Annotated in this window: 15 protein-coding genes, 1 tRNA gene and 1 riboswitch; of the genes, 15 read left to right on the top strand and 1 reads right to left on the bottom strand. The window is 47.2% G+C overall.

Going from position 1 to position 14,102, the window contains the following annotated elements; all coding sequences use genetic code 11:
- Positions 1–104 precede the first annotated feature (104 nt).
- Positions 105–1,877, top strand: a complete 1,773-nt coding sequence (uvrC, locus tag KI350_RS02200; RefSeq protein WP_023855450.1) for an excinuclease ABC subunit UvrC — start codon at positions 105–107, stop codon at positions 1,875–1,877.
- A gap of 64 nt (positions 1,878–1,941) precedes the next feature.
- Positions 1,942–2,122, top strand: a riboswitch (Lysine riboswitch).
- A gap of 147 nt (positions 2,123–2,269) precedes the next feature.
- On the top strand, positions 2,270–3,499 hold the full coding sequence (locus tag KI350_RS02195) for an aspartate kinase (RefSeq protein ID WP_043054600.1): 1,230 nt from the start codon (positions 2,270–2,272) through the stop codon (positions 3,497–3,499).
- Positions 3,500–3,544: 45 nt separating this feature from the next.
- Here KI350_RS02195 and KI350_RS02190 read toward each other — a convergent pair whose 3' ends face one another.
- Entirely contained in the window at positions 3,545–3,988 is a 444-nt protein-coding gene (locus KI350_RS02190) for a YslB family protein (RefSeq protein ID WP_020452494.1), read from the bottom strand.
- A gap of 301 nt (positions 3,989–4,289) precedes the next feature.
- On the opposite strand from KI350_RS02190, the gene KI350_RS02185 reads away from it, so the two are divergent.
- The 13 genes from KI350_RS02185 to KI350_RS02125 all read left to right on the top strand — a co-directional run bounded on the left by KI350_RS02185 (position 4,290) and on the right by KI350_RS02125 (position 14,009).
- Positions 4,290–4,898, top strand: a complete 609-nt coding sequence (locus KI350_RS02185) for a succinate dehydrogenase cytochrome b558 subunit (protein WP_023855447.1) — start codon at positions 4,290–4,292, stop codon at positions 4,896–4,898.
- 33 nt (positions 4,899–4,931) lie between these two features.
- Positions 4,932–6,695: a succinate dehydrogenase flavoprotein subunit gene (gene sdhA, locus KI350_RS02180; RefSeq protein WP_020452492.1), complete on the top strand. Its 1,764-nt coding sequence runs from the start codon at positions 4,932–4,934 to the stop codon at positions 6,693–6,695.
- Positions 6,692–7,456, top strand: coding sequence for a succinate dehydrogenase iron-sulfur subunit (gene sdhB, locus KI350_RS02175; protein ID WP_025811020.1), 765 nt, complete (start codon positions 6,692–6,694; stop codon positions 7,454–7,456). Before sdhA ends, sdhB begins: the two co-directional genes overlap by 4 nt.
- A 63-nt stretch (positions 7,457–7,519) precedes the next feature.
- Positions 7,520–7,990: an acyl-CoA thioesterase gene (locus tag KI350_RS02170; protein WP_039072903.1), complete on the top strand. Its 471-nt coding sequence runs from the start codon at positions 7,520–7,522 to the stop codon at positions 7,988–7,990.
- 17 nt (positions 7,991–8,007) lie between these two features.
- Entirely contained in the window at positions 8,008–8,706 is a 699-nt protein-coding gene (locus KI350_RS02165) for an SDR family NAD(P)-dependent oxidoreductase (RefSeq protein ID WP_020452489.1), read from the top strand.
- 175 nt (positions 8,707–8,881) lie between these two features.
- A complete protein-coding gene (gerE, locus tag KI350_RS02160) occupies positions 8,882–9,106 on the top strand; it encodes a spore germination transcription factor GerE (protein WP_003184172.1) in 225 nt (74 codons plus the stop codon).
- Positions 9,107–9,267: 161 nt separating this feature from the next.
- Positions 9,268–9,711, top strand: coding sequence for a MarR family winged helix-turn-helix transcriptional regulator (locus KI350_RS02155; RefSeq protein WP_003184148.1), 444 nt, complete (start codon positions 9,268–9,270; stop codon positions 9,709–9,711).
- Between the two features lie 7 nt (positions 9,712–9,718).
- Complete coding sequence (gene racE, locus KI350_RS02150) at positions 9,719–10,537, top strand: glutamate racemase (RefSeq protein WP_020452488.1); 819 nt, start codon at positions 9,719–9,721, stop codon at positions 10,535–10,537.
- Between the two features lie 152 nt (positions 10,538–10,689).
- On the top strand, positions 10,690–11,799 hold the full coding sequence (locus tag KI350_RS02145; protein ID WP_039072902.1) for a GerMN domain-containing protein: 1,110 nt from the start codon (positions 10,690–10,692) through the stop codon (positions 11,797–11,799).
- A gap of 125 nt (positions 11,800–11,924) precedes the next feature.
- Positions 11,925–12,665 (top strand): ribonuclease PH, encoded by a 741-nt coding sequence (gene rph, locus KI350_RS02140; RefSeq protein WP_020452486.1) that lies wholly within the window; start codon positions 11,925–11,927, stop codon positions 12,663–12,665.
- Between the two features lie 22 nt (positions 12,666–12,687).
- Positions 12,688–13,278: an XTP/dITP diphosphatase gene (locus KI350_RS02135; protein ID WP_020452485.1), complete on the top strand. Its 591-nt coding sequence runs from the start codon at positions 12,688–12,690 to the stop codon at positions 13,276–13,278.
- Between the two features lie 16 nt (positions 13,279–13,294).
- On the top strand, positions 13,295–13,816 hold the full coding sequence (locus KI350_RS02130) for a YfcE family phosphodiesterase (RefSeq protein ID WP_025811025.1): 522 nt from the start codon (positions 13,295–13,297) through the stop codon (positions 13,814–13,816).
- Between the two features lie 119 nt (positions 13,817–13,935).
- Positions 13,936–14,009: transfer RNA gene (locus KI350_RS02125), tRNA-Arg, on the top strand.
- Positions 14,010–14,102: the final 93 nt, after the last annotated feature.

The following is a 14,102-nucleotide window of genomic DNA, read 5'->3' as shown; positions in this document are numbered from 1 at the left end:
TTTTCTTACAACGCCCCGTCTTCCTTCTCCAATTGTAGCGAACGTACGGTCGGTCATGGTAAACTGAAATGAAGAAAAAACGCCGAAACAAGGAAGGATTTTTGATGAACAAAAAAATCAAAGAAAAGCTGGCCCTTCTCCCGGATCAGCCTGGCTGCTACTTGATGAAAGACAGGCAGGATACCGTCATCTACGTCGGGAAAGCGAAAATCTTAAAAAACAGGGTCCGCTCCTATTTCAGCGGGTCCCATGATGCCAAAACACAGCGTCTTGTCAGTGAAATTGAAGATTTTGAATACATTGTCACCTCCTCGAACATCGAAGCGCTCATTCTTGAAATGAATTTAATCAAAAAGTACGACCCGAAATATAACGTGATGCTGAAAGATGATAAAAGCTACCCGTTTATTAAAATCACGAACGAGCGGCATCCGAAGCTGATTGTCACGAGGAAGGTCAAAAAAGACAAAGGCCGCTATTTCGGGCCGTATCCCAATGTCCAGGCTGCGAGGGAAACAAAAAAGCTGCTGGACCGCCTCTATCCGCTCAGAAAGTGCGCCAAACTGCCGGACCGCGTCTGTTTGTACTATCATCTCGGACAATGTCTGGCGCCATGCGTATATGATGTGTCTGAGGAGACAAACCGACAGCTCACAGAAGAAATCACCCGCTTTTTAAAGGGCGGATACAATGAAGTCAAGAAAGAACTTGAAGCAAAAATGCTCGAAGCCTCGGAAAACCTGCAGTTCGAACGGGCGAAAGAATTCCGCGATCAAATGGCCCATATCGAGTCAACGATGGAAAAACAGAAAATGATGCTGAATGACATGGTTGACCGCGATGTATTTGCCTATTCGTATGACAAGGGCTGGATGTGCGTCCAGGTCTTCTTTATCAGGCAGGGCAAATTGATTGAAAGAGATGTCAGCATGTTTCCTTTATACAGGGAAGCAGACGAGGAGTTTTTGACGTTCATCGGGCAATTTTACTCAAAAAACAACCATTTTCTCCCAAGGGAAATTTTGGTTCCGGACAGCGTCGATAAGGACATGATTGAGGAGCTTTTGGACGTGAACGTGCGCCAGCCGAAAAGGGGAGCGAAGAAAGACCTGCTGCTCCTTGCCCATAAAAATGCAAAGCTCGCTTTGAAAGAGAAGTTTTCGCTCATTGAACGGGACGAAGAGCGGACGATCGGCGCGATTGAAAAGCTCGGCAAAGCACTGGGCATCTACACGCCGTACCGAATTGAAGCGTTTGATAATTCAAATATTCAAGGAACGGACCCCGTTTCGGCGATGGTCGTCTTTCTCGACGGAAAACCGCATAAAAAAGAGTACCGCAAATATAAGATTAAGACGGTTGAAGGCCCTGACGACTACGGGTCAATGCGCGAAGTCATCAGAAGAAGATATACAAGGGTGCTGAAAGAGAATCTGCCGCTGCCTGATTTAGTATTGATCGACGGCGGAAAAGGCCAGGTGTCTGCCGCCCTTGACGTTTTGGAAAATGAATTGGGGCTCGATGTCCCTGTTGCCGGTCTGGTGAAAGATGATAAACACAGAACTTCCAACCTTTTGATCGGCGACCCCCTTGAGATCGTCCAGCTTGAGCGGAACAGCCAGGAATTTTACCTGCTTCAGCGCATTCAGGATGAAGTTCACAGGTTTGCGATCAGCTTCCACAGGCAGCTCAGAGGAAAAAGCGCATTTCAATCGGTGCTCGACGGCATACCGGGCGTCGGCGAACAGCGGAAAAAACTGCTGTTAAAACATTTCGGTTCCGTTAAGAAAATGAAGGAAGCGAGCGCCGAAGATATCCGCAAGCTCGGCATCCCCCTGAAGACGGCGCAGCTGATTGAAGAGGCTTTGAAAAAATAATGTTGAACTTTTAAAAAGAATCTGATAGAATTTGTACTAATTTCATAATAAGATCGTGTGATATGGTGAAGATAGAGGTGCGAACTTCAAGAGTAGGCTTGATGAGGAAGATGGATTCCGATGAAAAAAGCTGAAAGGGGAGCGTCGCCGAAGCGGGGAAAAAATCCATTCGTTTTTCCTGCTGGCTTTACATTGAATAAATGTAAGGCTGTCAAGAAATCATTTCTTGGAGGGCTATCTCGTTGTTAAAATCATCGGCATTTTTGTTGGTTAAAGCAATGAGGGAATTTCTCTCATTGCTTTTTTTGTACGAAAAAACGTACAGCCCGCCGGTCAAGTTTTCCTCTTCATACATAAACAAGCACGAACGAAAACAAAAAGGGTGGTATTTGATGGGTCTCATCGTCCAAAAATTTGGCGGAACTTCAGTAGGATCAGTGGAAAAAATATTGAATGTCGCAAACCGCGTCATCGAAGAAAAACAGCGCGGTCATGATGTTGTCGTCGTCGTTTCAGCGATGGGCAAATCGACGGATTCCCTTGTCGCGCTTGCTAAGGAAATTACCGAACAGCCGGGCAGCAGGGAAATGGATATGCTGCTGACAACAGGAGAACAGGTAACAATTTCGCTGTTGACAATGGCTTTGCAGAACAAGGGGTATGATGCGGTTTCCTATACAGGCTGGCAGGCCGGCATCGAAACCGAAAATATTCACGGCAACGCAAGAATTACGAACATTGATACAGGCAAGCTGAAAGAGCGTCTGAATGAAGGGAAAATCGCCGTTGTCGCCGGATTCCAGGGGACGACAGCGGAAGGTGAAATCACAACGCTCGGCAGAGGCGGATCAGATACGACAGCCGTTGCCCTCGCAGCTGCCCTGAAAGCCGATAAATGCGACATTTACACCGATGTACCGGGGGTTTTCACAACCGATCCCCGCTATGTGAAAACAGCGCGGAAGCTGGCCGGAATCTCCTACGATGAAATGCTTGAGCTTGCCAATCTTGGAGCAGGCGTCCTGCATCCGAGAGCTGTTGAATTTGCGAAAAACTATCAGGTGCCTTTGGAAGTCCGTTCAAGCACCGAAAAAGAAGCCGGCACATTAATCGAGGAGGAATCATCAATGGAACAGAATTTAATCGTAAGAGGCATTGCATTTGAAGATCAGATCACACGCGTGACCGTATGCGGCCTGGCGAGCGGCTTGACGACGCTGTCAACGATTTTTACAACGCTCGCTAAACAGAACATCAACGTTGACATCATCATTCAATCAGTGACAAGCACAAGCCAAACGTCGATTTCTTTCTCCGTGAAAACGGAAGACTTAAAACGGACGGTCGAAGTTCTCGAAGAATACAAAGACGCGCTCGACTATGAACAGATTGAAACGGAAAACAGGCTGGCCAAAGTCTCGATCGTCGGTTCAGGCATGATCTCCAACCCGGGAGTAGCAGCAGAAATGTTCGCTGTGCTGGCGGAAAAAAACATCCAGGTCAAAATGGTCAGCACATCCGAAATCAAAGTTTCGACTGTCGTCAACGAAGGCGATATGGTGAAAGCCGTTGAAGCGCTGCATGATGCTTTTGAACTGTCAAAGCAGACAGCAGTCATTTAAAAAGAAAAAGGCGGGACTTTTGCAGTCTCCGCCTTTTTTGCATGGTTATGCCGGGTCTTTCAAATCCCATTTTACAGTTAAAACAACTTTTCCGGCTCTTTTTTTCACTTGTTCATACGATTCGGCAATTTGTTCGTTCATCAGCTGGATTTGCTCGGCGATAAATCCGGCTTCTAGCTGAAAGCAGGGTTCCTTTTGATATTTGAGGCGGTTTGAGACCAGCGGGCCTTCGAGCTCAAACTCAAGCTCCTGTTTTTTTGAATGGGCGATCGTAAGCGTTCCCCAGCCTGCATCCAGAAAGAAAGCGGGAAGATCCTCCCTGGATTCAAGCGGGAACTTGCGGGCGAGCTTTTTTCCCGCCCAGTACATCATATCTGCGTAGTCTTGTCCCAGCATATCGGGAAGCAGCACTTCCCTGATCAACTCATAGCCATATGCGGAGACTTCCAGCTCTTTTAATTGCGCTAAGTTTGCTTCATATTTGTTCATATCCAATGTCTCCCCTCTTTTCTCCGTTTATTATAGCTTAAATGGGGTGAAAGATTACAGCGGGGACATGCAATTAGGAAGAAAAAAATCTGATATATTTATATTTTGATAAAATAAAATTTTCTAAAATATGATTAAATTTTAGAAAATTTCAATTTATGTACGCGTTTTCTTGACGCCTATTTCTCATAGGAGTAAAATGAAATTGTCATAAAAACTTAACAAAGTGCGATATTTGAAACAGGACGGGGGATAGGAGACCTTTCATTTTTACTGCACTTTTCAACTAGGGGGTAAAGCAATGGCCGGGAACAGAGAGTTTGTTTATCGAAGACTGCATTCTTTACTTGGCGTCATACCGGTAGGCATATTTTTAATCCAGCATTTGGTTGTCAACCATTTTGCGGCAAGCGGAGAGGAGGCGTTTAATAACGCCGCTCACTTTATGGAAAACCTGCCGTTCAGGTACGTCTTGGAAATCTTCGTGATTTTCCTTCCGCTGATTTATCATGCTGTTTATGGAGTATACATAGCTTTTACAGCGAAAAACAATGCGAACAGATTCGGCTTTTTTAGAAACTGGATGTTCGTTCTGCAGCGGATTACAGGAATCGTTACCTTGATTTTTGTCAGCTGGCACGTGTGGCAAACACGGATTGCCGCCCAAATGGGGGCAGAAGTAAACTTTGACATGATGGCTGATATTTTGAGCTCCCCGATCATGCTCGGCTTTTACATTGTAGGTGTCCTCTCAACAATCTTCCACTTTTCAAACGGTTTATGGTCGTTTGCTGTCACTTGGGGAATCACCGTTTCTCCTCGCTCACAGCGAATCGCCACGTTTGTGACAATGGGAGTCTTTGTTGTGTTGTCCTATGTAGGGCTGAGAGCGATTTTGGCATTTGTGTAAAAGAACTAGATTACTAGAGGGAGTGGGGCAGGCATGAGCAATTCAAGCATCATCGTTGTCGGCGGAGGACTTGCGGGTCTGATGGCGACCATTAAAGCTGCGGAAGCAGGAACAAATGTAAAACTATTTTCGATCGTTCCCGTTAAGCGCTCACATTCCGTATGTGCGCAGGGCGGAATCAACGGAGCGGTCAATACAAAAGGTGAAGGCGACTCCCCTTGGGAGCATTTTGACGATACCGTTTACGGAGGCGACTTTCTGGCCAACCAGCCGCCGGTCAAAGCGATGTGTGATGCGGCGCCGTCGATTATTCATTTGCTTGACCGCATGGGCGTCATGTTTAACAGAACACCTGAAGGGCTGCTTGACTTCCGGCGCTTCGGGGGAACTCAGCATCACAGAACGGCATATGCGGGGGCGACGACCGGACAGCAGCTCTTGTACGCGCTGGATGAGCAGGTTCGCCGCTTTGAAGTAGAAGGGCTTGTTTCGAAATATGAAGGCTGGGAGTTTCTCGGAGCCGTTCTTGATGATGACAATGCGTGCCGGGGCATCGTCGCCCAAAATCTGACGACGATGGAAATCGAGTCGTTCCGTTCAGACGCAGTCATCATGGCGACCGGGGGACCGGGCATCATCTTTGGAAAATCGACGAACTCGATGATCAATACCGGATCAGCCGCTTCGATCGTTTACCAGCAGGGCGCTTACTATGCGAACGGAGAATTCATCCAGATCCACCCGACCGCCATTCCGGGAGACGACAAGCTCCGTCTGATGAGCGAATCGGCGCGCGGTGAAGGCGGACGAGTCTGGACGTATAAAGACGGCAAGCCTTGGTATTTCCTCGAAGAGAAATATCCGGCATACGGAAACCTTGTGCCGCGGGATATTGCGACGCGTGAAATATTTGATGTATGCGTCAGACAAAAGCTCGGCATCAACGGCGAAAACATGGTATATCTCGATCTTTCCCACAAAGATCCGAAGGAATTGGACATCAAGTTGGGCGGAATCATTGAAATCTATGAAAAATTCATGGGTGACGATCCGCGCAAGCTGCCGATGAAGATTTTCCCTGCAGTCCACTACTCAATGGGCGGACTCTGGGTCGACTACAATCAGATGACCAACATTCCAGGACTGTTTGCCGCAGGGGAATGCGATTATTCAATGCACGGCGGAAACCGCCTGGGCGCGAACTCGCTCTTGTCAGCCATTTACGGCGGCATGGTGGCAGGTCCGAAAGCCGTTGAATATATTCAAGGTCTTGAAACATCCGCAGAAGATCTGTCTTCTTCCGTTTTCGACAGCTGCGTCAAAAAGGAAGAAGAAAAGTGGGCTGACATTATGAAAATGGACGGCAATGAAAATGCATATGTCCTTCATAAAGAGCTCGGCGAATGGATGACAGATAACGTGACGGTTGTGCGCCACAATGACAAGCTGCTGAAAACGGATGAAAAAATCCAAGAGCTTGCCGAGCGCTACCAAAACATCAATATCAACGATACGGCAAAATGGAGCAACCAGGGCGCCGTATTCACACGCCAGCTGCACAACATGCTGCAATTGGCACGGGTGATCACGCTCGGTGCATACAACCGGAATGAGAGCCGCGGCGCCCATTATAAACCGGATTTCCCTGAACGTAATGACGAGGAATGGCTGAAAACAACAATGGCGAAACATGCAGGCGATTTTGAAGCCCCGAAATTCCATTATGAGGATGTCGATGTTTCATTAATCGCACCGCGTAAACGGGATTACTCGAAGAAAAAGGTGGCGAAATCATGAGTGAAAATAAGACAATCAAGTTTATCATCACTCGTCAGGATACATCGGATTCTAGTCCTTACCAGGAAGAGTTTGAAATTCCATACCGTCCGAATATGAACGTCATTTCCGCTTTGATGGAAATCAGAAGGAACCCGGTAAATACGAAAGGGGAAAAAACGTCGCCGATTGCTTGGGATATGAACTGTCTCGAGGAAGTGTGCGGCGCTTGCTCGATGGTGATCAACGGCAAGCCGAGACAGTCCTGTACAGCCCTGATCGACCAGCTTGAGCAGCCGATCCGCCTTGAACCGATGAAAACATTCCCGGTTGTCCGCGACCTTCAAGTGGACCGGAGCCGCATGTTTGATTCATTGAAGAAAGTCAAAGCATGGGTACCGATCGACGGCACATATGACCTCGGACCGGGACCGAGAATGCCGGAAAGAAGACGCCAGTGGGCGTATGAGCTGTCAAAATGCATGACTTGCGGCGTATGTCTTGAAGCTTGTCCAAACGTGAACGATAAAACAAACTTTATGGGACCTGCACCGCTCTCGCAAGTCCGCTTATTCAACACCCATCCGACAGGCGCGATGAACAAATCGGAACGGCTTGAAGCGATTATGGGGGACGGCGGACTGGCCGAATGCGGAAATTCGCAAAACTGCGTGCAGTCATGTCCGAAAGGCATCCCGCTCACAACCTCAATCGCTGCATTAAACAGGGATACGACCGTTCAGGCGTTTAAAAACTTCTTCGGAAGCGACAACACGGAATAACACGAAAAAACGCACCTCTTCAAGCCGAAGAGGTGTTTTTATGACCAAAGGGGATGAAAAACAATGAAGCTGCCGGGATATATTGAAGAACCGTTTGACACATGGTGTCAGTCATTTTCTTTTTTTGATGAAGTATCCGTCCGTTTTTCAGAAACGGACATGTTCGGTCATATGAACAATGTCACACCGTTTGTCTATTTCGAGGAATCGAGGATTTCCTATTTCAAGCACCTGGGCGTCATGGACCGCCTTTCAGACGGGAAGAGCGCGGCCATTCCCGTCGTGGCGAGCCAGCAATGCGATTATTTTCAGCAGGTCATGCTTCATGAACATTTGAAAATCGGCGTCAAAACAGCATCTGTCGGCAACGCTTCCCTCACCCTCCACTATGCGGCGAAAAATGGGGAAGGCGGCCTTTGCTTTACAGGGGTGGCGGTTATGGTGCAAATTGCGAAAGATACGGGTAAACCGGTGAAATGGACAGATGAACAAAAAGCAAAACTGCTTGGCAATCACTCATTTCCTGAGAAATAATTGACAGGGAGAGGAAAATGAAAAAAGCGATGATCATCGGCGCGAGTTCCGGAATTGGCAAGGCGCTTGCCAAGCAGCTGTCAGCCGCAGGAGTTGAGGTCGGTCTTGCTGCAAGAAGGTATGAACTGCTAGCCGAATTGCGCGACGACCTCCCTGGACCTTCATACATTAAAAAGATCGATACAGCCGACAGCGAACGCTCGCCTATACTGTTGAAAGAACTGCTTGATGAGATGAATTGGGCAGATGCAGTCTTCATCTGTTCAGGTGTTGGATATTTGGAAAGCGAAATGGATTGGAGCAAAGAAAAGGAAACGATCGATGTCAATATGACAGGATTTGTGTCCTGCTCGAACGTGTTGATGGAGCATTTTATCAAAAATGGGAAAGGGCATTTAGTCGGCATTTCATCCATTGCCGCGCTGAGAGGAAACGGAGGGGCCGTCACCTACGCCGCTTCAAAAGCATTCGTTTCTAATTACTTAAAAGGGCTCCGTCAAAAAGTGAAAAAACTTGGCTATGATGGAATCGTGGTCACCGAAATTCAGCCGGGCTTTGTGGACACGGCTCTTGCAAAAGGTGATCACCTGTTTTGGACGGCTTCGCCCGAAAAAGCGGCTGCACAAATCATCAGTGCTGTGCAGAAAAAGAAAACGCACGCATATATTACGAAAAGATGGCGGCTGATCGCCTGGATTTTAAAATGTCTTCCTTAGAAGTTCAGCCCTGAAACGATGCCTGTGTCATGATCTGAAAAATAGGTGTTTGAGGGAACCCTTTTCTCCGTCAGAAACGTCACCGACCTTGCGTATGTTTCATATGATATCACGACTATATCGAAACCCATTCGTTTCAGATCAGCTCTCACCTTAGCAAGGAGGGTTACAATACTTGAAGGAGAAAGAGTTTCAATCAAAGCCGCTGCTAACAAAAAGAGAAAGAGAAGTGTTCGAATTGCTCGTTCAAGACAAGACAACAAAGGAAATCGCAAGCGAGCTCTTTATAAGTGAAAAGACTGTACGTAATCACATTTCCAATGCGATGCAAAAATTGGGAGTGAAAGGCCGTTCGCAAGCTGTTGTTGAACTTCTTCGAATGGGTGAGCTAGAGCTCTAAATTGAGCCGGTGTTCCTTCTTGTAACAAGAAGGGAACCGGTTATTTGTTTTGAGGTGCAATTTGTATATTCATGTTGAAGTCTTGCAATTTGTGTAGAAAAGAAGGAAAATAGACTCAAGTGTTTTGAAAACAAAACAACGAGTCGAGCGAGGTAGAGAAAATGAATTCGAATGCTTCTTTGAATCACATAGCGGATATTGAAAAATCACTCCGCCATATTGCGGGCATCATCAAACAAAAAGGAAGAGAAATTCTCACCCAATATACGATTACCCCTCCCCAGTTTGTCGGTCTTCAATGGCTGTATGAATACGGGGATATGACGATCGGCGAGTTATCACAAAAGATGTACCTGGCGTGCAGCACCACGACGGATTTAATTGACCGAATGGAGAAAAACAACCTCGTTGAACGGGTGAAAGATCCGTCCGACAGGCGCGTAGTCCGCATTCATCTTCTCTCGGAAGGAGAGCGGATCATCCAGGAGGTCATTCAAAAAAGGCAGGACTATTTGGAAGACATGTTAGAGGCGTTTTCCGAGGAAGAAACAGCCGCATTTGAAAAATTATTAATTAAACTTCAGCAGGAAATGAACAGAAAATGAGGCGATTTTGTTGGATCAACCGATAGGAGTCATCGATTCGGGAGTCGGCGGTTTAACCGTTGCAAAAGAAATCATGAGGCAGCTGCCGAAAGAAAAAATTATATATCTTGGAGATACGAAAAGGTGTCCGTACGGACCCCGGGACAGAAAAGAAGTCCTGTCATATACATGGGAAATGACAAATTATTTGTTATCCCGCCACCATATTAAAATGCTCGTGATCGCCTGCAATACAGCGACGGCCATCGCACTTGAAGAAATCAGCAGAGAAGTAGCGATCCCGGTCATCGGCGTTGTGCAGCCCGGAGCCAGAACCGCGATTAAAGTGACGGAGAACCAGCGGATCGGCGTGATCGGAACAGAAAACACGATCAAAAGCGGCGCATATGAAGAAGCGCTTCTTTCGCTGAACGGAGATTTAACGGTAGAAAATCTGGCTTGCCCGATGTTTGTCCCGTTTGTGGAAAGCGGTAAATTTTTGGATGAGACGGCTGATGAAATCGTCAGGTCGTCACTGCACCCGCTCAGGGATTCATCAATCGATACACTGATTCTCGGATGCACGCATTATCCGATTTTAAAAGAGCCGATTCAGCGCTATATGGGAGAGCGCGTCAACATCATTTCCTCCGGAGATGAAACGGCCAGGGAAGTCAGCACGATCTTGTCATACAACGGTTTATTAAGCAAAACGGGTGAACCGCCGGAACACTTGTTTTTAACAACCGGGGAGCGCGCCCGCTTCACAAAAATTGCAAATGATTGGTTTGGATACGAAGTGAAAAATGTGGAAAGCATTTCTCTTCAGGAAACCGCTATAAAATAAAGCTGCCGCACAAGCAAACGGCAGCTTTTTTCATGAGCCTTTTCTTTAAAAGAAAAGGTTTTTTGTATTCAGAGGGATTTTTTTAAAAAGCGGTCTAATTCAAAAACGGGCTCGTATACATAATAGTACAAACTGCCTTAGGAGGGAAAAGTATGCTGAAAAAAGGAATGAAAGGAATCGCGGTTTCGGTTACGGCCTCCGCGCTGCTTCTTTCCGGGTGCGGAATATTTCAGTCAGATCAAGCCTCAGAGGAGATAGATCCGCCGCAGGACATCACATATGTAAAAGAGGAGAAGGAGCAAGACAAAACAGACAAAACCAAAGATAAAACAGAAGACAAAGGCAGCAAAACGACAAGCGACGATAAAGCGGCTCAAACGAGCGATACGGTCATGAGAGAGCTTTATCTCATTGATAAGAACGGCTATGTGACAGCGCAGACGCTGCCGCTGCCAAAGCAGGAAGGTACGGCTAAACAAGCGCTTGAATACCTCGTTGAAGGCGGCCCTGTTTCAAATATCATGCCAAACGGATTCAGAGCTGTGCTGCCGGCGGATACAGCGGTCAATGTTGATATTAAAGAAGACGGAACAGCGATCGCTGACTTTTCAAATGAATTTAAAAACTATAAAGCAGAAGACGAGCAAAAAATCGTACAGGCGATTACATGGACGTTAACACAGTTTAACTCGATTGATAAAGTGAAGATCCGTATGAACGGCCATGATTTGAAAGAAATGCCTGTTAACGGCACGCCGATTTCAGAAGATCTCAGCCGCGAGGACGGCATCAACCTCGATACGGCGGGTGTGACCGATATAACAGCGACACAGCCGGTCACCGTCTATTATTTGGCTGAATCGGACAAAGGCACATACTATGTTCCTGTAACGAAACGGACGTCTGCAAAAGAAAAAGACCAGGTGACGGCGGCGATTAAAGAGCTGACGGAAGGACCGGGCAATAAAAGCGGCCTGCTTTCCGATTTCCAGGGCGATGTCAAGCTTGAAAACGAGCCGAAGATTGAAGACGGCCATGTGACTCTCGATTTTAACGAAGCGATCTACGGGAGTGCCGACGGCGAGAAGAAAGTGATATCGGATGAAGTGTTAAATAGTATTGTGCTGACATTAACCGAACTGCCTGATGTGAAAAGTGTGTCGGTTACTGTGAACGGAAAATCCGAGCTCGTCAATGAAAAAGGAGAAAAGCTTTCCAAGCCGGTTTCAAGACCGAGCAAGGTGAACACAGGTAGTTTTTAAGCAGAGATTTTTGATATACTATAAAAAAAGAGGTAAGCGATTAAAGCTGCCTCTTTCTTTATTCAGCTTTTTGGAAGAGCAGAATGATTGTGAAAGGTTTATGTACATACAATCGGAGGTAAAAAATGAGATACGATGGAAGAGAAAACAATGAACTGCGCCCTGTCACAATGGACCTCGACTTCATTACGCATCCCGAGGGATCGGTCCTGATCACAGTCGGCGGGACAAAGGTGATATGCAACGCGTCTGTGGAAGACCGCGTACCGCCTTTTTTGAGAGGAGAAGGGAAGGGCTGGATCACCGCGGAATACAGCATGCTGCCGCGGGCCACGAACCAAAGGACGATCAGGGAATCGTCAAAAGGGAAAATCTCCGGGCGGACGATGGAAATTCAACGGCTGATCGGACGAGCTTTGCGGGCGGTCGTTGATTTGGAAAAGCTCGGTGAGCGGACGATCTGGATCGACTGCGACGTCATTCAGGCTGACGGAGGCACAAGAACCGCGTCGATCACCGGAGCATTTACAGCCATGGCGCTTGCCGTCGGAAGACTTGTCGAAAAAGGCACGCTGAAGGCGATGCCGATCACTGACTTTTTGGCTGCCACTTCAGTGGGAATCGATAAGGAAAAAGGATTAATCCTTGATTTGAACTACCAGGAAGATTCTGCGGCAGAGGTGGATATGAACGTCGTCATGACAGGCGAAGGCCGCTTTGTCGAACTTCAGGGAACAGGAGAGGAAGCGACATTCTCAAGAAGTGAATTGGACGGGCTTTTAGAACTGGCTGAAAAAGGGATCGCCGAACTCATCGAAAAGCAGAAAGAAGTGCTCGGCGACGTTGCATCAGCCATTCAACAATAACATGAGAAAGGCTTGATACACGATGAAAGAAGTCATCATTGCCACGAAAAACGAAGGAAAAGTCAGGGAATTCAAAGCGATGCTCGAACCAAGAGGCTACGATGTCAAATCTCTACTGGACATCGGCTATACGCCCGAAATCGAAGAAACCGGGCAGACGTTTGAAGAAAACGCGGTGATTAAAGCGGAAACGATTTCGAAAGAAACCGGCAAAATCGTAATTGCCGATGACTCAGGCCTGTCTGTCGACTACCTCGGCGGCAGTCCCGGCGTATACTCGGCCCGCTATGCAGGAGAAGAGAAAAACGATCTCGCCAACCTGAAAAAGCTATTGAAAGAGCTTGAAGGGGTGGAAAAAGAAGACCGCTCCGCGAGGTTCAGATGCGCGCTCGCATTATGCATTCCAGGACAGGAAACGAAAACGGTCGAAGGTTCTGTGGAAGGATACATTACCGAAGAACCGCGCGGCACAAACGGCTTCGGCTACGACCCGGTTTTTCTCGTCAAAGACAAAGATCAAACGATGGCCGAGCTCTCAAGCGGCGAAAAGAACAAAATCAGCCACAGAGCGGAAGCACTGAAAAAACTGTCCGCTCTATTGGACCAAGCGTAAAGGAGGAGGGCCGATCATGAAGGTTCTGATTGTCAGTGACAGCCACGGCCTTGAAGACGAACTGGAAATGATCGCTGAGCGGCACGGGAAGGAAACCGATCTCATGATCCATTGCGGGGATTCCGAATTGGATCCTTCCCATCCCGCGCTTTCCTCTTACTTAACGGTAAAAGGAAACTGCGATTTTTACGGGGAGTTTAAAGACGAAGTTGTCGTTCCCGTCGGATCAAAAAAGCTTTTTTTCACACACGGGCATTTATACGGCATTAAACAGTCGCTTTTAAATGTATACTACCGCGCTGAAGAACTCGGCGCCGATATCATCTGTTTCGGCCATTCCCACATCGCGGGAAGCGAACTGATGGACGGAAAACTGCTGATCAACCCCGGCAGCATCCGCCTTCCGCGGGTGCGGAAAGAAAAAACTTATGCTATACTGAACATTGACAAAGACAATGCAACGGTCCGCTTTTACGACTTGGACGGCCGGGAAGTCGAAAGCCTGACGAACCATGTCCAACTGCCAGCACATTCATGAGGAAGAATTTTTTTCTTCCTCGTGAAGAAAAAAATTCTAAAAAGTTGTTGACTTTATGTCCCGATCCGCATATAATAAATCTTGTCGCTGATAGTTAAAGCGAAACAAAACAACATCATGTCCCAGTAGCTCAGCAGGATAGAGCAACGGCCTTCTAAGCCGTCGGTCGGGAGTTCGAATCTCTCCTGGGACGTCACGTAATGGGGCGATAAAGCCCGTCATCATACGCTTTCTACTCGTTAAATGTAACGGTCAATGTATCGGTCAATTTAAAAACCGACGCAAT

Source organism: Bacillus sp. J41TS8 (genome assembly GCF_018333035.1).
Lineage (GTDB): Bacteria > Bacillota > Bacilli > Bacillales > Bacillaceae > Bacillus > Bacillus paralicheniformis.
Note: the sequence above shows the minus strand (reverse complement) of the source record. Positions and strands in the feature narration are given on the sequence as shown.